Genomic DNA, 22,062 nt, shown 5'->3' with positions numbered 1-22,062 from the left:
TAATAAAAAAGGCAGCTCTTTTAAGGTTAAGCCCAAGATAATACTGATACCGTAAGGGTCATGGGGAAATATGCCTTCTGGTGCTAATTCCCAACCACTTAACCACGGCGATATCAAACGTGAAAGCATACCAGAAGGTGCAATTAAGAAACCAACCGCAATCGCTGCTGCAGCGTGAGGAATGACCAAAATAGGGCTGAGTAAATGCTCAATACGAGTGAGCCAAACACTGTTAAAAAACGCCGCCAATATCATCAGTGTCATGACAAACGCGAGTAAGGTGCTGATCAATCCAGTACCAACGCTGAGCAAAACCATTTGAGTCAGACCTGGCGTCATCCAAAGGTCTTTGAACCCTTGTAGACTGACGGTCGTTTGCTCAAGTGCAGGCACCCAGCTAAATGCAGGTAACAGCACACTGACCAGCCCACCCAGTACTGGCAGTATCAGTATCAGTAACAAAAACTTAGGGCTCAGGGTAGCGATATGCGTGAATAGGTCTTTTTTATACATGGGGCTAGCACTAGAGTTTTTGTTAGCATGGGTCTGGCCTTGAGTGCTGTCTTTATTGGTGTCTTGGCTCATGGGCTCACTCCATAACGTGTTTGCCAGCCCTGCATAATGGCCTCAACCCAACTTGGGTGTGGCTCACTCACGGTACGTTTGATGCTGTCAAATGGTAGCGCGCTAGGATGAGGTTTATCGGTCTTGAATAAGGCTTGTTGTTCAGAGCTGAGCGTCGACTGAATGAGTACGGTTTTGTCCCCCCATACAGAGGCGGTTTGTTTTTTGGCTTGTGCTGCTGGACTCATCAAAAAGTTAGCGACCAGCTGCGCCGCTTGCGGATGACTGGCATTATAAGGAATGGCCACAAAGTGAGTATTACTCAAACTGCCATCGCTCATGGCATAGCTTCGGATGCTTTGGGGTAAGTCATAACGCTGTACAGCCGCTGGGACTTCGGGGGCTGAAAAGCTAAAAGCTAAGCTCAGCTCAGTATCATCGACCAACCGCCGCATTTGTGCGCCTGTTTGAACAAACTGCTCACCCTTGCGCCACAGTGAGGGGTGCAGATCATCCAAAAATGCCCATAGTGGATCTAGTACGAGAGCTTTATTTTCCTCAGTCGCAGGCATGTTGAGTAGCGCTTTGGTGTCTTCACCAGTATCCGCATCATGTTGTTCGTGTAGCATGACCAAAGCATATTTTAAAAAGCTCATCCCTAAAAAATCAGGCGGTTTAGGATAACTAAAACGCCCAGGGTTTTGTGCAGTCCAAGAAGTGAGTTCACGTAAGGTGGTGGGCGGCTTTTTAGTAGACATACTGTCGTAATAAAAAGTCAGTGATGCCTGTCCCCATGGTGCTTCCATACCGTTGACAGGTACACCAAAATCGAAGTTAACCGCAGGATTGTTGTCTGGATCAGTGAGTGCAAAGTTAGGCATCTTGTTTGCCCATTGCTTGAGCAATAAATCGTTTTCACTCATGGTGGCAAAGTTTGCACCGTTGATCCATATGAGATCAACGCTGCCTTTATCGTCGTTATTGGCTGACTTTTCTGCCAGTACTCGGCTGACGGCTTCGCTGGTATCGCTTAGTTTTACATGAACCAAGTTGATATTGTACTTTTCATCAACCTGTTTGGCGGCCCATTGTAGATAAGCGTTGATTTGAGGATCGCCGCCCCACGCATAGAAATAGACATCTTGATTGGCACCTTGCGCCTCTACTTGTCGCCAAGGGGACGCCTCACCATCACGGCTCACGGTATTCGGTGACGCTGTGCTTGCAGAGATACCGATACAAACGCTAAGCGCCATTACATAGGCGCTATAACGAGTGATGTTTTTTAGCATTGTCCGTGCTGGCAAGGCCTTAGTAGGGTGCATTTATGGGCTAACCTCGACGCCAAGTGTGATACTTTTCAAGTATGTTAAGTACTTTTTCAGGAGCATGAGCGCGTTTCCATTCACCCGCTACGTACTTGTTGCCTTCAGCCCAAGTAGGATAGCTGTGAATCGTGCCCAGTATTTTGTTCAGCCCTAAACCGTGTTTCATGGCTAATACAAACTCAGCAATCAAGTCACCTGCATGTTCAGAGACGACCGTCACACCCAATATTTTGTCTTTGCCTTTTGGCGTAATGACCTTAATAAAGCCTTTAGCCGCACTATCAGTAATGGCACGATCTAGCTCTTCAAACTCAAAGCGCGTGATTTCATACTCAATACCTTTGTCTATCGCATCTTGCTCGTTTAAGCCTACGCGGGCAACTTCTGGGTCAATAAAAGTTGTCCAAGGAATCACGCGATAGTCTACTTTAAACTTCTTAAGATTGCCAAACAAACCATTCACGGCAGCATACCAACCTTGATGAGCGGCGACGTGGGTAAACTGATAGGGACCGACAATGTCACCTGCAGCAAAAATATTCGGGTATAGCGTTTCTAAGTATTCGTTGGTCACGATGGTACGGTTGGTTTCGATACCCAGTGCTTCAAGGCCATAGCCAGTCAGACGCGCACTTCTGCCAACAGCACACAATAGCTCGTCGTATTCGATATGAATTTCGGTATCGTTGTGTTTGACCACGATGTACTTTTTACCCTCACGAGTCTCACAGCGCAGTGCTTGATGTGAGGTTAAGATATTCACGCCACTTTCGGTGAGGGCTTCGTGCGCAAAGGTAGACACTTCAAGATCTTCTTTGATCATGATGCGCTCTGCCATTTCGATTTGCGTCACGTTTGAACCCAAACGAGAAAAGCTCTGCGCCAATTCACTACCGATCGGGCCACCACCAAGTACGACCAGTTTTTTAGGCGCTTCGTCTAGCTCCGAAAATTTATCCCATAATGTATCGCTGGTCACATAACCCGTCTCTTCAATACCAGGTAGTGGCGGTACAAATGGGCGAGCACCAGTCGCGATAACAATCGTACGTGCTGTTAAGGTTTGCGTACCACCATCATTAAGTGTGATTTCTACTGTCCACGGATCAATGAGCTTGCCGTAGCCTTTTAATACTTCCACACCCAAATCAGTATAGCGTTCCACACTGTCATGCGGTGCAATATCAGCAATCACTTTGTGTACACGGGCCATTACTTTTTTAAACGAAAACTGTGGTGTGGTGTTTTCTAGACCGTAGTCTTCACCATGGCGAATTTGCTCTGCGATTTTGGCACTTTTAATCACGGCTTTACTTGGCACACAACCATAATTTAGGCAGTCACCACCCATTTCGCCAGATTCTATTAACGTTACTTTCGCTTTAACGGCAGCGGCAATGTAACTTGTGACCAAGCCACCAGCACCAGCGCCGATTACAATCATGTTGCGGTCGAATTTTTTAGGTTGCGTATAATTTTTATAGACACGACGTTTTTTAAACACGTTTAAAATTCCTTTAGCAATAAATGGGAATATACCTAATAAAGCGAACGATAAAATTAACTTGGGCGATAAAATACCTGACAAGCTTTCTATTTGCGCAAGTTGAGTACCTGCATTAACAAAGACAAAGGTGCCAGCTAGCATACCTACTTGGCTTACCCAGTAGTAAGTCCATGATTTAATAGCGGTAACGCCCATCAATAAGTTAATCAAAAAGAATGGAAATACAGGCACTAAACGTAGGGTAAATAAGTAAAAACCGCCTTCTTTTTCTACGCCAGCATCAATAGCGGCGAGACGTTCAGGGAAGCGTTTTTTAATCGTATCGCGTAGCAAGTAACGTGATGCTAAAAACGAAAGTGTCGCGCCAATACTTGAGGCAAATGAGGCAATGAGCAAGCCTTGAACTAGACCAAATAAAGCACCAGATGCCAACGTTAAGATAGCAGCACCAGGTAACGATAGTGCTGTGACGACGACATACAGTAAAAAGAAGCCACCGATAATGAGTAATGGCGATTGCTCTTTATAGGCATCAAATTGTGCCATTGAGCCTTTTAGGCCATCAAGCGTTAGTAATTCATTTAGGTCGAAGTAAAAAAATCCTATCGCTAATATTGCTATTAATAGTATTAAAAATATTCTCTTAATCATAAAAATTCCGCCTAATAGTAGAGCAAATATTTAATTCATAGGAATTTTCTATGATTAAAAACTTTTGCTGTTTTAATGATGGTAGCAATTGTTTTAAATTGCTTGAATGGTCTACGCGTTTACCTGCAATAAAACAGCTAAGTTGTTAATTTTAATAATATATAACTCAAGTGTCTTTAGCTAGCACTTAATATGATTATACTGTCAAACAATAGACTGTATTTATATTTATGCTATGGGAATGACTTTGCCCATTTTTCGCTTGCCTAGTGTTAATGTATCCCAGTCTCTCAATAAGAAAAGGGCGATACAGGCTGCTAACATTGGCCATGCAGCAAAAAACAATAAGTTATCAAATGGTTGCATATATAAAGCAAAGGTTGAAAGAGTTGATCCTGCATGAGCCAGTAGCAAAATACCATAGGTCCAAGTTTTAAATAATCCAACGACAAATAGTAAGATAAGTATCAACTGAACAGTACCCATAATATAAAATATGGAATCACCCATATTTTCCATGCCATAAAATTTAGACATGACTCCTGCGGCATGTTCAGGATTAATAAATTTATCGAGTGTCCAAAATAAAAAGACAACAAAGATACCCAGTCGAAGTAATAAAAGTGAAAGCGGTAAATGTTTTGGCATAAGTAAATTCTTTTTAATAAGTTTTAAAGTTAGATTCAACAACCTTGATGAATAAAACGAGCATGGATATTTACTTTAGTTAAGCGAAAAACAGACACTTAAAATTATATTTAATTTTTGAGTGAGTGCTCAAATTCAAGCAAAATCTTATCGCTAAATCGGCTAAGAAATTGCATTGTAGCTATTCTTGAATGGTTGTTCAAGTTGATAACGTTGGATAATTCGTTATTATGGCATTTTGTTACCTTTCTCACCTAAATCAGTAACGCTAGCTTAAAGGTGATTGTTTTCTATACAATAAAAAACCCTTTATAGAATTAAGTATTCTACAAAGGGTACATACAATGACAAAGCGAGTATTATAAATATTGAGTATTTACCACATTAAATCATCTGGAATGACATAGGCGGCATAAGGATCGTCTTCTGCTAGCACATCTTCTGACGTGTCGTTGGACACAACCATAAAGCCTTCCATCTTAGAGTCTATACGATCTGCTAATGGGCGAGGAAGTAATGCATAGCCGTCTTCTAATCGTGCAATAACGACATGACCAACTACAATTTGATCGTACAGTTTTTGAGTGATAGAAATTTTTTTAACCTTAGCGTTATCGACAAACTGGTAGCTGACATCGCCACTGATCTCGGTGATTTGATGCTGTTTGATCATTTGGACAATATTGGCTTTTAGCGCCTTCTCCTCTAGAGCTTGCTGCTTTTCTTGATTGAGCTGCTGATCTTTCTCTAACTTTTTGGCTTGTGCCTCAGCCAAGGCTTTTTTTGATTCTAGGCTTTCTGAGTCGCCAGTACGTTTGGCATGCTGCGTTTGCTTGCTGATTTTTTTGGCTTTTTTGCTATCTACCAATCCTGCTTTGAGTAGTTGAGCTTGTAGGGCGTTTTTTGCCATAATTCCATCACCTAAATAAGAATATTTAACTCATAAATGCTAAAAAACACATTGTAGCAAAATTTGTTAACGCATGTGGTCAGACGATGATAAGACCTGATGGATAAATTGATCCAATGTATTCTATTGTAGATACCAATTTACGTGACTGGATGCAGCGCTGTAAATTGGTTACTATCAAGGTAAGGATTTCAGATTTTATAACAAAACAATAAACCATAAAATTTAAGGATAGTTTATGACTACAACACAGCATGTTTTAGCCTGTATTGACGGATCGGCAGTCACTGAATCGGTTTGTGACTATGCAGCATGGTATGCCAGTAAACTGAACATACCGGTAGGGTTGCTACATGTCAGTGAGGTTCCTGCATCGACCAGACGTGATTTATCGGGTGCGATAGGGGTAAACAGCCGCCAGTTTTTATTAGAAGAGCTGACCCAAATGGACGAACAAAGAGCCAAAGTGGTCAACAGTTATAGTAATGCATTGGTGGAAGATGCAAAAAGCCATCTTCAAGCCAATTTTGATGGGGTGAATGTCCGCATCTATCAGCGCCGTGGCAAGCTGTTACCTGCTATCGAGAATTTTCAGACAGAAAATCGTGCTATTGTCATGGGTCGACGCGGAGAAGACCACAAAAACAGTCGCATCAATATTGGTAGTCAAATAGAAACGGTCGCCCGTGCCTCTGATATTCCGATATTGATTTGCTCCGAAAGTTTTAAAGCGCCCAGTTCATATATGATCGCGTTTGATGGTAGCAAAACTGCTATTAAAGCGGTATCGATGGTTGCTAGAAGCCCAGTCTTAAAAGGTTTAGAAGGTAATATCGTTATGATAGGCAGTCACAATGATACCGCTAAACAAAGCTTGAGTGCCGCTGCAGCACAACTAGAAGCAGCGGGGTTTGTGGTGGCAGCTCATCATTTATCAGCAGCTGATGTGGTCAATGGCTTGTTAGCCTTTCAAGCGGAAAACAACATCGATATTATGGTAGTGGGTGCTTATGGACATTCTAAGTTACAACAACTGTTTCTCGGTAGTACCACAACAGAGCTTATCGCTAGCACCTTGTCGCCAGTTATTTTAGTGCGATAATAGCTCAGTTTATCAAACCATAAAGACCTTGTTTGGACACTATTTTATGCTTATTAATGCAGATTTTTCTCGTCGCGCGGTGCTGGAAGTTGAGGAGCAACAATGGATAAATTCACCGCAGAGTGGTGTGGAACGAGTGATGTTTGATCGCGTGGGTGAAGAAAAAGCGCGCGCCACCAGTCTGGTGCGTTATGCTCCAAGTTCTCACTTTCCGCATCACATGCACCCAGGCGGTGAAGAGATTTTGGTATTGTCAGGGACTTTTTCTGCAGATGACACACATTATCCAGCAGGTTGGTATTTGCGCAATCCACCATCGTCAGGTCATACGCCATATAGTGATGAAGGCGCAGTTATATTCGTTAAGCTCAGACAAATGCCATCTGATGAAGATCGCTATGTCGCTATTGATACTCATGATGATGATAATTGGCAATGCCAAGGCAGTCGTGATATCTGTCCTCTGTTTTCTGATGATGGCGAGCAAGTAAGTTTGCAGCGTCTCAATACAGGCGAGGCATTATTTGACGAAAATAGCATTAGTGGTGCTGGTGGTACAGAATTATTGGTTGTAGAGGGCAGTCTAATAGATGATGAACAGGTTTATCAACGAGGTAGTTGGATACGTTTGCCCGTAGGGGAGCAGTCGCAGATAAAAGCAGGATTAGAAGGTGTTACGGTATATATTAAAACGGGACACTTAGAGCAAGTAATAGGTTTGTGACTGGCAATTGACTGAGCCACTTAAGTTTTCTATATTAGCATTATCAATATTCTTATCTATGATTTGATAAAAGCTGGCTATTATTACAATAGCCAGCTTTTTTGTGGTTAGAAGTTTGCTTTTACGCTGACGACCATTTGGCGCTCTGGTCCCATCCAGCAGTTGTTGCTGTCGTAACAAGAACCAACATAGGTCTTATCAAACAGATTATTGATACTAGCACCGACAGTAAGCATAGGGTTTATTTGATAGCTGCCACCAACATCTACCAATGTCACACTTGGTAGTTCATCTGAGTTTTGTTTGTCGATTTGCATCCCACCTTCATAGCGAACCCCTGCATTAAGCGTTAGCTTATCTGTGGCGTAGTAGTCTGTCCATAGTGTGGCTTTGTGTTTCGCTGTTTGTGCTGGCGTGTTACCGACCACATCAGGGTTGAATTCATCTTCTGTAATTTCAGCATCAGTATAGCTGTAGCTTGCCGCGACATCTACCCAGTCATTAAGCATATGACTGCCTGAGATCTCAAACCCTTTAGACGAAATCTCACCAGTTTGGGTTTGATCTCTGTAATTGACGTAATCTGATACCACAACATTTTGCTGATTGATATCGAATACCGCCAATGTTGCTTTGGTGCCACCATCTGAGGATTGATATTTAATACCGGCTTCTAGCTGATCAGCTGTTGTAGGTTTAAAGGGTTCATCAGTATAGTAGTTACTACCAACGATTGGCTGGAACGATTGTGAGTAGCTCACAAACGGCGAGATACCATTATCGAAATCATAAATAGCAGCAAGACGACCACTGGTCTCTGATGCGTCATTGTCAATTTCTTGGTCACTATATATCACACCTTGAGAGGCTTTGGTCTGGTCGGTGAGGCTTTTGAATTTATCATGACGCAAACCTGCCACTACCGTCCAATCTTTCCAGGTCATCTCATCTTGCACATAAAAACCAAGCTGGCTTTGTTCGATGTCCTCATATTGGCTGTAGACATCTAATGGTAGAGTGTCGGCATTGATTTGCGAAAAGTCTGGATCAGACAAATCAAGGTTTGGTGTACCATCTGCGCCAGCATCATAGTAATCAGCAGTGCTATCTGTCTCTTGATATTCAACACCAAATAATAGGTTATGAGAAGTATTTGCTGTATCAAATTGATAAGCCAGCTGGTTGTCTGTGGTCCAGTTTTTCATGCTCTCATCAGTCGTGTAAGCCACACGGTTCAATATCGTATCACTACCGCTGACAAACCCTCCTGAGTTGTACATATTACGCTGCTCTGCTTCAGAGTCGGTATAGCGTAGTATGTGCTTAAAGGTCAACTGATCATTGATATCCCAGTTTACGGTGACACTTGGCATGAATACTTCTTTGCTAAACTTATTCCATTCGTCACCTGCATAGGCATCACTATCTAACTTGCCGTAGCTGGCGTTATAGACAGTACCGACCGCAGGCAATGGGGTAGAGGGCACCATGTTTGGGTCATCTTGATAAAAGAGGTTGGCAAGTACCGACACGTCATCTGTCGCTTGCCATTCAAGCGATGGATTAATCAGTGTGCGTTCTTCTTCTGTGGTTTGCATTTGTCCGTCTTTTTTGCGTTTTAATGCCACAAAACGATAATTCAAGCTGTCTGTGAGCGCCCCTGTTGTATCGATGGCGACTTCTTTTAGGTCTTGGTTACCCAGTCGTAGCTGCACTTCCGTCTCTTGGGTGCTTTGAGGCGTTTTGGCAATTTGGTTGACCATACCGCCGGGTGCTGTATAACCATACAGTGAAGAGGCCGAGCCTTTTACGACCTCTACTGCTTCCGTCGCATAGACATCGACTTGCGGCATGAGGTTCCAAGCCCCATCGTAAGGCAGTCTTAGACCGTCATAAAAATTTGATAAAGTCTTAAAACCACGAACTCTGTTTTCATCAAAGATAGACACTGTACCGCGACTCTCAGAGCTGACGCCTGGCTCATAACGCAGAGCAGCACTGACACTATCAGCTTGGCGTTTTTGTAGCAGGTCTTGATCGATTCTGGTATAGCTCATCGGTGCATCTTCAGGGTCTAATGCAGTTTTTGTACCTGTGCTTCGGTAGCTATCGGCATAGACGGTGATGGCATCTAAAGTAGTCGATGGGACCGCTGTCTCAGTATTTTCTGTATCAGTAGTACTTAGCAAGCTTTCACTATCAGCAGATTCGGTTTCAGCATAAGCCAATTGACTGATACTCATGACCAAGCCAATCTGTACTGCTACGGTAAGGCGTTTTTTTCGGATAGATTCAGAGGTTAAATGAAGCCGCATCATGTTTCCTGTTAAGTAATATGTGTTAAATGGTATTTGCTGAATGTTATAAATTTCACTTTAAGCAAGTGAAAAATTAGAAATAATAATAGCACTAATGATTATTGTTATCATTAAAAGATTACAATGAGACGCTTTTTAGTAAGGTTAGGCGTGATGGCTAACGGTGGCATTTGATTCAGTGGTATTTGATTTTATTATCCTAACCTTGCCTCAATATTATTTAAATTTGACTACGTAAACAGTGGTCTTTAAATAAGTTTTCTCGTATGATACAGCCGATATTATTTTAATAGATTTATGTTGCTAATTAGAGCGTCTCTTAGGCACTCAGAGAGTATTAGAGGTCGTATTTATGAACAGAAGTACAAGTCAATCAACCAATAATAGCCATCGCTATTTTACGGTATGGCGTTGGCATTTTTATGCGGGCATGTTTGTCGCACCTTTTTTGATTGTTTTGGCTGTGACCGCACTTGGCATGTTGTTTATGTCGAACACCGTTGGTCGAGACGGTGATCGTTTGACCATCGCTACGCCAGAATCAACGCAGACAGCACCAGTGTCTACACAAGCCAAAAATGCGCTGAGCACCTTGCCCGATAGCACGCTCGTTAAATATATTGCGCCTCGCGATGCTGATACCGTTGCCTTGTTTCAGGTCAAATCAGAAGACCATACTAATATGGTGGCAGTGAATCCTTATACGGCTGATATCGTCAACAGCACGCCTGCCAGCAGTGGTCTTTATGATACGTTTAATAATATTCATGGCGACTTACTCATCGGTAAGGCGGGTGATTATCTACTAGAAACGGCCGCATCGTTGACTATTCTGATGATTTTGTCTGGCTGGTATCTTTGGTGGCAAAAATGCAAATCTCTCAAAGCCATGTTGATACCTAACGAGGCAGTAACCAATAAGAAAAAACGTTCTTTTATCCGTACCATTCATGCGACATTGGGCAGCTGGGTATCAATTCTGCTGCTGTTTTTTTGTATATCAGGGATGGCGTGGGCAGGCGTGTGGGGCGAAAGACTGGTACAAGCATGGAGCCAGTTTCCCGCAGGCAAGTGGGGCGTTGCTCCGATACCAATGTCGATTGATCATAGTCAACACAGCACCGCAATGACTGAGACAGCGCCAGAACCTCACGTTCATGGTGCAGCCGCGACAGATGCGCCGACACATGGCAGCGTCTTAAACACGGGTAAAACCAAGGAAGTGCCTTGGGTGCTTGAGCTGACGCCGATGCCAGTCTCGGGTACTACCATGGGTAAGGATGGTATCGCACCCAATATACCTATTATGATTGATACGGTAGACCGATATGCTCGTGAAATTGGTTTTACAGGACGTTATCAGCTGAACTTACCACAAGGTGAAACAGGGGTGTGGACGCTCAGCCAAGATTCGATGAGCTATGATATGACGAGTCCGACAGCTGATCGCACGGTACATATCGATCGCTATTCGGGTAATGTTTTGGCTGATATTCATTATGATGATTATAATGCGTTTGGTAAGTTTATGGCGGCAGGTATTGCCATTCATATGGGTACGCTGGGATGGTGGAGTGTACTGGCCAACGTGCTGTTTTGCTTGTTTGTTATCATTATTAGCGTGAGCGGTTATGTCATGTGGTGGCAACGTCGTCCGCGTACCTTGAGTGAGAGGCAGGGACTTAACCCGCCAGCACGAGGTCAGCAGTTCTCTGTTTGGTGGCCGCTTGCCATTCCTTTACTGATAGTCGCGATTATATTTCCAACGGCTAGCATTGCTATTACGGTCATTGCCTTATTGGATTTTTTGGTGATATCGCGCGTGGCATTTTTACAGAAGTTGTTAAAGTAGTCGAATCGCTTTAGGGCGTGTTTTCATTCTGAAATCCAAACGATAAATGGGCGTCTTATAAGAGATCGCCCATTTTTTGAGGTTGATTTTTGCAAATGTGCCGGTCTGATTAATGCTCACTACAACATCGCAATGGCATCCGCACTGGCACGTTGTCGTTCTTCCGCATTGAGTTCAATCAATTTGCCATCCTTCATCAATAGCAATCGATCTGCATGCTCAAAGTAGCCGTCATCATGACTGATGATAAACAGTGTTTTCCCCATTGCTTTGAGTTCAGGTATCAGTGTTTGATAGAACACGCGGCGAAATGCTGGATCTTGGTCAGCTGCCCACTCATCGAGTAGCAAAAACTCCTTTTGTTCAGCAACTGAAAGTAGCATCGCCAATCGCTTCCGCTGTCCCTGTGATAGCTTATCTGTCGATAGTTTATGATCTATAATCTCGATTTTATCTTGCAGCTTTAATTTAGCAATCCAATCATTCACCAGCGCCATGTCAGGATCATCACCTTGATGACCAATCAGTTGTTTAAACAGATGCTGATCGCTAAAGATAGCAGAAAACAGCTGCCTATAATCCGCATTATTCTTTGAGTTATCTTCTGATCCAATGAGCTGATTGTCCATTTGTACAGAACCTGTGGTCGGCGTAAAAATTCCCGTAATGATTTTGGCCAAAGTGGATTTTCCGCTACCATTGGCACCGATTAAAAACACCACATCACCACGGTTCAAAGTAAGATTAACCGATTTTAATATGTTCGTATTCTGCGTCTCGGTTTTGGTACTGTTATAGCGGTAGTCAACGTCCGTCAGCGAGATGGATTGCCAGTCTGTTGCCACATGATCAGTCATAAATTCTGCTTGGTAATCAGCCAATTCGAAAGACTGTATTTTATCCAGTGCTACTTGTGCTGTTTGTAAGGTCGGATAAGCACCAACCGCATGAAGAATAGGCGACTGCATGAATAGAATCGTTAGGGAGAAGGTGGTTGCCACACCCATTGGTATGTCAAGATAATTCGATACGGCAAACACCACGCCAATCGAAGCAAACATCATGATATTAGACCAGTTCACTGCGGATAAATGAAAGGTGTCAGATTTAATGACAGCCTTTTTGTATGCCTTTGCATGGGACAAAAAGTCATCGGAATAGAGCTTTTCGGCGCGGTGCTGATTGAGTGATAACTCCTTACGCCCATCTATAATGGATTGATAATCTTGATATAAAGAATCATTAATCGCTCGCAGTTCTATCAAATGAGTGTAGACATGCTTGACTAAAATGGTACTGATCCAAATCGTCATCACAATCCAAAACAAGATAATGAACAATAGCGGTAACGACAACCAACCTAAGTACAGACCAACACCCACAGACAAAATAATGCCCTGCACCAATTCTGGCATACGCACAAAGGCGACAGTGATGGACTGTATGTCTGCAGATAAGCTGGCAAGCAACCGTGCACTACCCAAATGATCTATTTGCGGCACATGAGTATCGATGATTTGCTTGACCAGCTTTGTCCTGAGCTCATAGACGAACTTGTGTCCCAAGCATGTCAGTGCATACTGTGATAAAAAAGTAGTGATTAATAGCAGTATGACCAAGGCTGAAAAGTAACCCAAACTGAGCAAGGATAAAGTGTCAAAAACAGGCTGACTGATAAAAGTATGATTGATATAAGCAATGATACCCACACTGACGGCGGCATTGATCAAGTTAAGTAAAATGACTTTGAGAAAAGGTAGGCGATAATGCGCCCAAATCATATGATATAAAGAAACGGTAGCGCGAGAGGACATAGTGACTCAGTAAGAGAAAAACATAAAATTTATATGCTATTGATAATCATTAATATTTGTAATATTGTGGCGTTAATCTGTTTATGTGTCAATGTGTTTGTGCTGACAAAGGCCTTTGTTCACAGTGTATACGCCAATTCGTGACATGCCTAAGATCTATGAACCCACCATTTTTAAAATAAAAACATATCTTAGATTTAGTAATTAGTTGACATAATCAACCTTAATCTATATAGTTGCTTGTATCAACTATATAGAAGGTTCTGTATGTCTAAAAATTCATTAAGCGAAACCTTACATCAATTGATGCATACCTATACCAATCTGCTGCTTGAAGGCATCAGACGTCAAGAGCTTGATTTGTCAGTGACGCATATCAGAACACTAAAAGGCGTCTGTCAAAATCCTGAGGTTACCGCAAAATCAATCGCTCAGCATATGCAACGTGACAAAGCACAAATCACTCGTGCCTTGAACGATCTTTTAGTCGCCGATTTAATCGTTAAAAAAGACAATCCTTTAGATGGTCGTAGCCAATTGCTACAGCCAACCGCCAAAGGTAAAGCCGTTATGGCAAAGTTGAACGCTGCAGAAGAGTGGACGAGAGAACAGCTAACGCAGCACTTGACAGTGGCTGAGCTCAACGCGTTTTTACAAGTGAGTAATACTATGATTAGCAATGTCAAAAATAGACAAAGCTAAATGACAAAGCTGTTTGAAACAGCCTATATCAATACGGTAATCGCTCATATTTCAGTTGAGTATTGTTTAAACATGATAAATGAACGTTTTTTTATTTGAAATAGGGCGTGTCTTCATTTCAAAAATGGTGATAAAAATGAAATAAATTGCCGTCAAACAAGAAAAATAGTGCAGATAATATCGGGATATTAACCAGCTATTTGATGATGTTTAGCATGATTTAGCCACTTTTAGCCCATTTAGATGACTATCGGGTGAATTGAAGACACGCCCTAAATATAAGGAAGAGAGTTATGCCTATTATTACGCCTACCAATACATCAGTCACTAAGTTTGAAGGATTGCATCTGTATCATACACCGTTTTCCAACTGTGCCATGCGTGTAAGGATTGCCCTAGCAGAGAAGCAATTAGACTGGACAAGTCATCTTATTGACTTATCTAAAGGCGAGCAGCGCACCAAAGAATATCTGGGAATTAACCCCAATGGTGTGGTGCCAACCTTAGTCGATGAGGGTGTGGTGATTATTGACTCGACGGATATTATCGATTATTTAGATACTACCTATGAGCCAAACTCTTTGCGGCCTGATACTGAGGCTGAACGTCAAGCGATGTACGACTGGATGCATATGGCCAGAGACAATCATCTATCTATAAAAACGTACATGTATTATCAATTAGGTGCCACGGGCCTTAGCGAGGCAGTATTGGCAGCATATCGCAAAAACCAAACCTACGACAAAGCACTGTTAGAGTTTCATGAACATCGTAGCAAACACGGCTTTAGCCAAGCGGATATCGATAAAGCAACGGCAGTGCTCGATGACTGTTTTGCAAAAATGGATGCGCGTCTCAAAGATCACGATTGGCTGGTTGGCGATACCTTTTCGTTGGCAGACATTACTTGGATTCCGCAACTGGTTGTTTTAAATAGAGCAGGCTATCCTTTTGCTCAATATGCACATTTTGAGCGCTGGAAAAACATGGTTATGGCTCGCCCTAGTTTTAAGCAAGCGGTGACTGATTGGTTAAAGTAAGGGTAAAGTAACCGACGACCGCAGAATGACCATAAAGCAAAATGATAACAACATAAAATGATGACGATAAAAAACGGTTCAATCCTATAAAACATTTAATGCAAGAGAAGAGGCTTATAACTATGATCAATCAAAAACCTGTACGAGAAGTTATGACCGTCACTGACAAGCAGACGTTAACGCCGCACTATATTCGTATCTGTCTAACCGCGCAGCCCGATACGATTGCTAATATCGCGACCATGACCATTGGGGCGAATAACAAAGTTGCCATACCGATAGACAAAACTCAGGCGCTTGATTTAGAGGATAAATCAAGCTTTGTAATACGTACCTATACCCATCGCGGCGTTGATGTCGAAAAACAGCAGATTTGGATTGATTTTGTCGCCCATGGTGATGAAGCGCCCGCTTCGGGCTGGGCCACGCATGCGCAAGTAGGTGATGAATTGGGTGTGATGATGAAGCCTAAAAACAAAGCACTTTGTCCTGAAACAGACCATATTCTATTAGTGGGTGATGCCACGGCTATACCTGTATTAGGCGCGATCTTACAAGACTTGCCTGCTACTACTAGCGGCCATTGTATTATTGAGGTGCATGATAAAGAGGACGAGCAAGACTTGCCAACTGAAGCCAATATGACTATGACATGGCTACATAACGCAGATCCTATGCATGGTAGCCAACTGGTTAATGCTGTGAAAGGACTTACGTTACCAACAGCAGGACAAAGCCGTTTTGCTTACATTGCTAGCGAGTTTGCCTCAGTCAAAGCCATTCGTCAGTATTTAAAAGGAGAGCAACAGTGGTCGAAAGACGAGCTATATGCTTTTTCTTATTGGAAAGCGGGTGTCGCTGAAGACCAGTCTGCGAGTGCTCGACGCGCAGAAAAAGACGCAGATTAGGGTGTGGTGCATTGTTTTTTAAATGATGACACACCCTAACGTTATTTACTAAAACTATTCACTAAAAACTACTCGCTAAAAGCTATTCACTAAAAATGATGACATTGTTGGTATCGAGTCCGACTTTATATGAAGAGATTTTAGTGTCGACATCGTCTAGGCATTGTCCAGTCGCAAGATTAAAGCGTTGTTTATAAATAGGCGAGGCGACATAGAGTATCTCTTCATTGCTACCAGTATCGTCAGAAATGGTAGTGCCGCCAATCAGTCCACGTGACAGCACATTGGCATGGCTAAAGGGATCGTAATTATCAAGAGCAAACAAGTCATCTTGTTTGGTGCGAAAAACAGCAATTTGCTTACCATTTATCAGTGCGCACACACCAGTTTCGGGAATGATATCGTCAAGTGTGCAAATAGTATGTTGGTTCATGAGGTGTTGTCCTTAAGTGTATACCGCTACGATTAATGAGTTTATCAGCGACAAAAGTAGCTGGTCGTTAATGGATTGGCGGTCAGTTGATTGATAAGGCTCTGTGAGTGGCAATCCATTCCAGAGCCATTTATCTTATTATCCTCTCTGTTTTTGAAATGAGAGTAGACTCAAGCCAGTTTTACTAAGCCAATTCAACCAGTTTAATAGCCGTTTTCTCGGCGTCAGTGGCGGGGCGTATTTGCTCTCGTTCTTGAACAAATACCACGTTATCATCGCCTTGCTCACTGTTCACAAAATGGCGGAAGCGTTTGAGCTTTTCGGTATTGGTAATGGTGGCTGCCCACTCGCATACGTAGTTATCAATTAGCAGCTGCATCTGTGCTTCAAGCTCATCAGCAATGCCTAAACTGTCGTCAATAATGACCGCTTGTAAGTACTCAAGTCCGCCCTCCAAGCTTTCGCGCCATTTAGAGGTGCGTTGGAGTTTGTCAGCTGTTTTGATATAAAACATGATGATACGGTCGATGTATTTGACCATGGTTTCGGTATCGAGATCGGTCGCGAATAGTTCCGCATGACGCGGAGTAATACCACCATTACCGCAGACAAATAGGTTCCAACCGTTTTCTGTGGCAATCATGCCAAAGTCTTTACTTTGTGCTTCAGCGCATTCTCGCATACAGCCCGACACGCCCATTTTAATTTTGTGCGGTGAGCGCACGCCTTTATAGCGATCTTCTAATCGTAATGCGAGGCCAATACTGTCATCGACGCCATAACGACACCAGTTATTACCAATACAAGATTTGACGGTACGCAACGATTTTCCGTAGGCATGGCCTGTTTCAAACCCAGCCTCTACTAATTGGCTCCAAATATCTGGTAGCTGCTCCATGCGCGCGCCAAACAGATCGACCCGCATCCCACCAGTGATTTTGGTATATAAGTTGAACTCTTTGGCCACTTGCCCAAGCACGATGAGTTTGTCTGCGGTAATCTCACCACCTGGCACGCGAGGCACTACCGAATACGTGCCATCTTTTTGGATGTTGCCTAAATAGTAATCGTTGCTGTCTTGTAGTGGGGTTAATTCAGATTTGAGTACATGATCGTTCCAGCATGAGGACAAGATAGAAGCCACAGCGGGCTTGCAAATCTCACAACCATGACCGCTACCATGTGAGGTCAGCAGCTCATCAAAGGTTTTGATGCCATGTACGCGAACCAAGTTATATAAGTCTTGGCGCGAGTAGGAAAAATGCTCGCATAAATCATTGTTCACCTCAAAACCAAGCGCGGCTAGCTGATAGCCAACTGTGTCCTTCACCATCGGCGCACAACCGCCACAGCCTGTACCTGCACTGGTTGCTGCTTTTACATCAGCAATGGAATAGGCACCGTTTTCAACTGCTGAACAAATGGTGCCTTTTGTCACGTTGTAACAAGAGCAAATGGTTGCGGTGTCTGGTAAGTTTTCGATGCCCATGGTGGGTTTTTCGACATTGGGTAATATGAGGCTTTCAGGGTGAGCAGGTAGGTCGATATCATTTAGATATAGCTGTAATAAATTATTATAATCCTCTGTATCACCTACTAATACGGCACCTAATAGTCGTTTGTTATCAGCAGTGGTGACCAGTTTTTTATAAATCCCTTCGGCAGGATTTTGATACAAATAGCTTAAGCTACCATCAGTTTTACCATGGGCATCGCCAATACTGCCGACATCAACACCCATTAGCTTCAGTTTGGTACTCATATCAGCACCAGTAAAGATTTGTGCTTCTTGCCCCGCAATTTGGGCCGCGCAAATGCTGGCCATGCTATAGCCAGGTGCGACCAACCCAAAGACTTTATTGTCCCACACCGCACATTCGCCAATAGCGTACACATGGTCGGCGTTAGTACGGCACTGACTATCAATCAAAATACCACCACGGCCACCCATCTCAATTCCGCATTCGGGGTTGCTTTTAATGATGCTGTCTTGTGGTCTGATACCGGCACTAAACACGATCATATCGGTGTCTAAACTAGTGTCGTCGGTAAACTGCATGGTTAGGCAGTGCGTGTCTGTACTGGTTTCATTTGGGTCAAACAGAGGATTGGTTATAATTTCTTTGGTGTTCTTACCCGTCAAAACGGTGACGCCCAAGGCTTCAATTTTGCGCTTTAAAATCTCGCCACCAGCAGTATCCAACTGAACGCCCATCAACTGCGGGGCAAACTCAACCACGTAGGTCTCAAGACCCAATGTGACCAATGCCTTTGCGGCTTCAAGACCTAATAAACCACCACCGACCACCACACCTTTTTTGACGGCAGGTAATTCAGCAATAGCCAAGATTTCATCCAAATCGGCAATGGTTCGGTATACATGGCAATGGGCGTGTTCGCGGCCCGGAATAGGTGGTACAAATGGGTATGAACCAGTGGCCAATACTAACTCGTTATAGTTAATCTGTTCACCTGATTCTGTCGTAATGCATTGTGTAGCTGCATCGATATTTATGATGCGCTGGTTTAGATGCAAGTTGATCTTTGACAACTCATAAGCACTCAAGTCTACCAAATTCAGCTTACTGGCATCTTTATGCTCAAAATAGCTCGACAAATACACACGATCATAAGCGGGGCGATCTTCTTCAGCAAAGACATGAATATCAAACTGTTGATGTAATCCTTGCTCGATGGCTCTTTCAATAAAATGATGACCAACCATACCATTGCCAATCACTACTAAATTGCCTTTGTTTTCTGTGCTCACTGTCGTGCTATTCATATGCCTATCCTTAGTAATGGGTTGCTTCATTGTGGCCGCTATCTATTAATCCTCAAATGATTCACGACTAACTGGTTCAACAATCACTGATAAAAATCCTTTAATACTACTGATACAGAGCATTCAATAATCATGCCAGTGCGTAGGATGTTGAGGCGTTCTATCGCTATAGTGCATCACTAGAATGAGCTGTCATGGCATAGCCTGCTTATGTCTGAATGTTTTTGAGAAGCTAGTAATAAGATTGTTTTAGGTAATGAAATTATGATGAATAATAATGACTTAGCGTATTACATCTACGGTGCATGCACCAAAATAGATGAGTGCTTGCCCCAAATTGGTTGTTATTAATGTTGTTGAGACAGGCAAGGTGTACGGTTTGGCAGTACTGTTTTTATGACTAATAAAAAAATAATTTATACCTCGATAACTATCGTATAGCTACTGTAAACATGACCTAAAGAGTTTTTGTAGTATCAAATAAAAGGTCGTTTTTATACTGACTTTTAATATTTATAAAGCCAAATGGCACAAGCATTGCATTGCTTTACATTGTGTTGACGCCCATTCTTTTTGAATATTTCTCAGCTTAAGTAACTGTTTTTGGCGCATTTAAAGGCTAATACTCAGATTGAAAACACGAAAAAATACTTAGTTTTATTGCTTAATTCTAATAATTAATTTGAGTACCTGTTTTTGATGGTTCGTTTGAATACTTAGCATTTTAAATACTTGGCATTTTAAATACTTAGCATGTTGTCATTAACCAAAAGTTAATCATTTGAGGAAGTCGCCTATGTCATCATCAACCCCCGTTGCACCCAGCAGCGATAAGCTGAATGTCTTATCATTTACGGGCAAAAATAAAATCCTACATTTAGGTTGGATGGCATTTTTCCTAACTTTTTTTGTTTGGTTTAATCATGCGCCTTTTCTATCAGCGATTGGTGAAACACTTAATCTGACTAAAGATCAAGTCAAAACTTTGCTTATATTGAACGTTGCCTTGACCATTCCTGCTCGCGTTATTATTGGTATGTTGACCGACCGTTTTGGCCCACGCATTGTTTATGCTGCGATTTTGTCCATTGGCGCGATTCCCTGTTTTACCTTTGCGTTCGCCCAAGATTACAATACCTTGGCGCTGTCACGTTTCTTACTGGGGTTTGTCGGTGCAGGTTTTGTAGTTGGTATTCGTTTGATGAGTGATTGGTTTCCGACCAATGAGCTAGGCACAGCAGAAGGCATTTATGGCGGCTGGGGTAATTTTGGTTCGGCAGCGGCAGCACTATTATTGCCAACGATAGCGATCGGTGCAGCAGCGGTGTTTGGCGGTGATGAAGGTTGGCGTTATGCAACGGCTACTTCTGGTGTGGTCATGGCAATTTATAGCGTGATTTTTTATAAAATGGTGCGCAATACGCCCAAAGGTGCCACCTATTTTAAACCCAAAAAATCGGGCGCTATGATGGTGACCTCATCAGGTGATTTTTGGTTAATGATGATTTTTAAGCTGCCGATGTATTTGGCATTGGCTTTGCTCGCATGGAAGCTATCACCTGCAGGCGTAAGCTTGCTCAACCAGTCTAGCGTTACCTTGGTTTATATTGTTCTTGCGATTTTATATGTGTATGAATTCATCAGTAGTTATCGCTTTAATAAGGATGTGTTTACGACGCCAGTACCTGCGGCGCATCGTTATGACTTTAAGCAAGTCGGTATTTTAAATATTTTGTACTTTGCTACTTTTGGTTCAGAGTTGGCGGTGGTGTCGATGCTACCATTGTTTTATCAAGAGACCTTTAGTCTATCTATTGTGATGGCAGGGGTGTTGGCGTCGAGCTACGCCTTTATGAATTTAATGTCACGCCCAGGTGGCGGCTGGCTGAGTGATAAGTTTGGCCGAAAAATCACCTTGTTGATTTTGACGGCGGGTCTAGCCATTGGTTATTTATTGATGGGCTTTTTAGATTCATCATGGCCATTGGCGTTGGCGTTATTAATCACTATGTTTTGCTCGTTTTTTGTGCAAGCGGGTGAAGGAGCAGTTTTTGCGGTGATTCCATTGATTAAACGCAGTATGACAGGGCAGTTCGCTGGTATGACAGGAGCTTATGGCAATGTGGGTTCGGTTGTGTATTTAACAGTACTGAGCTTGGTGTCTTATCAGGTGTTTTTCTTTGTGATTGCGGCAACTGCTGTACTTGGATTTTTAGCATTGTTTTTCTTAAAAGAGCCAGAAGGTGTCATCATTGAAGAAATGCCAGATGGTACGTTTGCTGAAATTCAAGTGAGCCATAAATAGCTTGAGGCAATGAAAGATGACAAAAATGCTCAAGCGTTACACCTCAAATCAGATATTTGTGTATCAGGATGGTACACGACAAATAGCAGCTGCTATAGACACTGGTATGTTTGTTGGTAAATATTTTGATATGAATACGGATATGAGCGCAAAGCATATGTCATCAAAATCGTTTTTGAGTCAGCCTAGCATTGATGACAATACTGATATCAATGCTAAGGTTGAAAGCAATACGAATTCTGACTTTGATGTCAATATCAGCATCCATGCTAATAGTCATTCTGCTAGTGCTTTGTGGTGGCTTGATTTTTTTACCATGGCAGGGCGTAAAGCAGAAAACGAAGACAGTATGCTAATCACTACTTGTTTACTGCCATCCTATTTAGATTCAATATCACCAGATGCTGATATGTCAAAAGCGCGTAGTAACTCTAAGGATACAGCCGTACAAGCACCTTTATTGGTACTCAT

The 22,062-nt window shown here is 42.6% G+C and carries 15 protein-coding genes and 2 pseudogenes; 8 read left to right on the top strand and 9 right to left on the bottom strand.

Annotated elements, in window-relative coordinates; genetic code table 11:
- The 5 genes and pseudogenes from ACT3QP_RS10650 to ACT3QP_RS10630 all read right to left on the bottom strand — a co-directional run.
- A pseudogene (locus ACT3QP_RS10650) lies at positions 1-585 on the bottom strand (ABC transporter permease); the annotation flags it as partial.
- A complete protein-coding gene (locus ACT3QP_RS10645; RefSeq protein ID WP_444525481.1) occupies positions 582-1,889 on the bottom strand; it encodes an ABC transporter substrate-binding protein in 1,308 nt (435 codons plus the stop codon). The gene ACT3QP_RS10645 and the pseudogene ACT3QP_RS10650, both read right to left, overlap by 4 nt.
- A gap of 7 nt (positions 1,890-1,896) precedes the next feature.
- Positions 1,897-4,050: an FAD-dependent oxidoreductase gene (locus ACT3QP_RS10640; protein ID WP_444525480.1), complete on the bottom strand. Its 2,154-nt coding sequence runs from the start codon at positions 4,048-4,050 to the stop codon at positions 1,897-1,899.
- Positions 4,051-4,278: 228 nt separating this feature from the next.
- The gene (locus tag ACT3QP_RS10635) at positions 4,279-4,698 is read right to left on the bottom strand and encodes a hypothetical protein (RefSeq protein ID WP_444525479.1); all 420 of its coding nucleotides are present in this window, start codon (positions 4,696-4,698) and stop codon (positions 4,279-4,281) included.
- A gap of 376 nt (positions 4,699-5,074) precedes the next feature.
- Positions 5,075-5,608: a DUF2058 domain-containing protein gene (locus ACT3QP_RS10630; protein ID WP_444525478.1), complete on the bottom strand. Its 534-nt coding sequence runs from the start codon at positions 5,606-5,608 to the stop codon at positions 5,075-5,077.
- A gap of 238 nt (positions 5,609-5,846) precedes the next feature.
- Here ACT3QP_RS10630 and ACT3QP_RS10625 point away from each other — a divergent pair, with 238 nt between their 5' ends.
- Both ACT3QP_RS10625 and ACT3QP_RS10620 read left to right on the top strand, forming a co-directional pair.
- The gene (locus ACT3QP_RS10625; RefSeq protein ID WP_444525477.1) at positions 5,847-6,710 is read left to right on the top strand and encodes a universal stress protein; all 864 of its coding nucleotides are present in this window, start codon (positions 5,847-5,849) and stop codon (positions 6,708-6,710) included.
- A 46-nt stretch (positions 6,711-6,756) separates the two neighbouring features.
- Positions 6,757-7,434: a cupin domain-containing protein gene (locus ACT3QP_RS10620; RefSeq protein WP_444525476.1), complete on the top strand. Its 678-nt coding sequence runs from the start codon at positions 6,757-6,759 to the stop codon at positions 7,432-7,434.
- Between the two features lie 107 nt (positions 7,435-7,541).
- On the opposite strand, the gene ACT3QP_RS10615 is transcribed toward ACT3QP_RS10620, so the two are convergent.
- The gene (locus ACT3QP_RS10615) at positions 7,542-9,749 is read right to left on the bottom strand and encodes a TonB-dependent siderophore receptor (RefSeq protein WP_444525475.1); all 2,208 of its coding nucleotides are present in this window, start codon (positions 9,747-9,749) and stop codon (positions 7,542-7,544) included.
- 355 nt (positions 9,750-10,104) lie between these two features.
- Here ACT3QP_RS10615 and ACT3QP_RS10610 point away from each other — a divergent pair, with 355 nt between their 5' ends.
- Positions 10,105-11,604 carry a PepSY-associated TM helix domain-containing protein gene (locus tag ACT3QP_RS10610; RefSeq protein ID WP_444525474.1) on the top strand — a complete coding sequence of 500 codons (1,500 nt, stop codon included), beginning with the start codon at positions 10,105-10,107 and terminating at the stop codon, positions 11,602-11,604.
- 119 nt (positions 11,605-11,723) lie between these two features.
- Here ACT3QP_RS10610 and ACT3QP_RS10605 read toward each other — a convergent pair whose 3' ends face one another.
- A complete protein-coding gene (locus ACT3QP_RS10605) occupies positions 11,724-13,418 on the bottom strand; it encodes a multidrug ABC transporter permease/ATP-binding protein (protein ID WP_444525473.1) in 1,695 nt (564 codons plus the stop codon).
- 267 nt (positions 13,419-13,685) lie between these two features.
- On the opposite strand from ACT3QP_RS10605, the gene ACT3QP_RS10600 reads away from it, so the two are divergent.
- The 3 genes from ACT3QP_RS10600 to ACT3QP_RS10590 all read left to right on the top strand — a co-directional run bounded on the left by ACT3QP_RS10600 (position 13,686) and on the right by ACT3QP_RS10590 (position 16,068).
- Positions 13,686-14,120 carry a MarR family winged helix-turn-helix transcriptional regulator gene (locus tag ACT3QP_RS10600; RefSeq protein ID WP_444525472.1) on the top strand — a complete coding sequence of 145 codons (435 nt, stop codon included), beginning with the start codon at positions 13,686-13,688 and terminating at the stop codon, positions 14,118-14,120.
- Between the two features lie 293 nt (positions 14,121-14,413).
- Positions 14,414-15,160 (top strand): glutathione S-transferase family protein, encoded by a 747-nt coding sequence (locus ACT3QP_RS10595; RefSeq protein WP_444525471.1) that lies wholly within the window; start codon positions 14,414-14,416, stop codon positions 15,158-15,160.
- A 122-nt stretch (positions 15,161-15,282) separates the two neighbouring features.
- Complete coding sequence (locus ACT3QP_RS10590) at positions 15,283-16,068, top strand: siderophore-interacting protein (protein ID WP_444525470.1); 786 nt, start codon at positions 15,283-15,285, stop codon at positions 16,066-16,068.
- 82 nt (positions 16,069-16,150) lie between these two features.
- Here the strand turns inward: ACT3QP_RS10590 and nirD are convergent, their stop codons facing one another.
- Positions 16,151-16,501 carry a nitrite reductase small subunit NirD gene (gene nirD / locus ACT3QP_RS10585; protein WP_444525469.1) on the bottom strand — a complete coding sequence of 117 codons (351 nt, stop codon included), beginning with the start codon at positions 16,499-16,501 and terminating at the stop codon, positions 16,151-16,153.
- A 184-nt stretch (positions 16,502-16,685) separates the two neighbouring features.
- A complete protein-coding gene (nirB, locus tag ACT3QP_RS10580) occupies positions 16,686-19,286 on the bottom strand; it encodes a nitrite reductase large subunit NirB (protein ID WP_444525468.1) in 2,601 nt (866 codons plus the stop codon).
- Between the two features lie 796 nt (positions 19,287-20,082).
- On the opposite strand from nirB, the gene ACT3QP_RS10575 reads away from it, so the two are divergent.
- Positions 20,083-21,591, top strand: a complete 1,509-nt coding sequence (locus tag ACT3QP_RS10575; RefSeq protein WP_444525467.1) for a NarK family nitrate/nitrite MFS transporter — start codon at positions 20,083-20,085, stop codon at positions 21,589-21,591.
- Positions 21,592-21,607: 16 nt separating this feature from the next.
- Positions 21,608-22,062, top strand: a pseudogene (locus ACT3QP_RS10570) (hypothetical protein); the annotation flags it as partial.

The organism is Psychrobacter sp. AOP7-B1-24, from assembly GCF_052376215.1.
Lineage (GTDB): Bacteria > Pseudomonadota > Gammaproteobacteria > Pseudomonadales > Moraxellaceae > Psychrobacter.
This window is presented reverse-complemented; position numbering and strand designations above follow the sequence as displayed.

Bases quoted from the DNA above. Each gene is read 5' to 3' on its own strand.
- ACT3QP_RS10605 (WP_444525473.1), bottom strand. From the start codon at position 13,418: ATGTCCTCTCGCGCTACCGTTTCTTTATATCATATGATTTGGGCGCAT.
- ACT3QP_RS10615 (WP_444525475.1), bottom strand. From the start codon at position 9,749: ATGCGGCTTCATTTAACCTCTGAATCTATCCGAAAAAAACGCCTTACC.
- nirB (WP_444525468.1), bottom strand. From the start codon at position 19,286: ATGAATAGCACGACAGTGAGCACAGAAAACAAAGGCAATTTAGTAGTG.
- ACT3QP_RS10620 (WP_444525476.1), top strand. From the start codon at position 6,757: ATGCTTATTAATGCAGATTTTTCTCGTCGCGCGGTGCTGGAAGTTGAG.
- ACT3QP_RS10635 (WP_444525479.1), bottom strand. From the start codon at position 4,698: ATGCCAAAACATTTACCGCTTTCACTTTTATTACTTCGACTGGGTATC.
- ACT3QP_RS10575 (WP_444525467.1), top strand. From the start codon at position 20,083: ATGTCATCATCAACCCCCGTTGCACCCAGCAGCGATAAGCTGAATGTC.
- nirD (WP_444525469.1), bottom strand. From the start codon at position 16,501: ATGAACCAACATACTATTTGCACACTTGACGATATCATTCCCGAAACT.
- ACT3QP_RS10610 (WP_444525474.1), top strand. From the start codon at position 10,105: ATGAACAGAAGTACAAGTCAATCAACCAATAATAGCCATCGCTATTTT.
- ACT3QP_RS10630 (WP_444525478.1), bottom strand. From the start codon at position 5,608: ATGGCAAAAAACGCCCTACAAGCTCAACTACTCAAAGCAGGATTGGTA.
- ACT3QP_RS10640 (WP_444525480.1), bottom strand. From the start codon at position 4,050: ATGATTAAGAGAATATTTTTAATACTATTAATAGCAATATTAGCGATA.
- ACT3QP_RS10645 (WP_444525481.1), bottom strand. From the start codon at position 1,889: ATGCACCCTACTAAGGCCTTGCCAGCACGGACAATGCTAAAAAACATC.
- ACT3QP_RS10595 (WP_444525471.1), top strand. From the start codon at position 14,414: ATGCCTATTATTACGCCTACCAATACATCAGTCACTAAGTTTGAAGGA.
- ACT3QP_RS10625 (WP_444525477.1), top strand. From the start codon at position 5,847: ATGACTACAACACAGCATGTTTTAGCCTGTATTGACGGATCGGCAGTC.
- ACT3QP_RS10590 (WP_444525470.1), top strand. From the start codon at position 15,283: ATGATCAATCAAAAACCTGTACGAGAAGTTATGACCGTCACTGACAAG.
- ACT3QP_RS10600 (WP_444525472.1), top strand. From the start codon at position 13,686: ATGTCTAAAAATTCATTAAGCGAAACCTTACATCAATTGATGCATACC.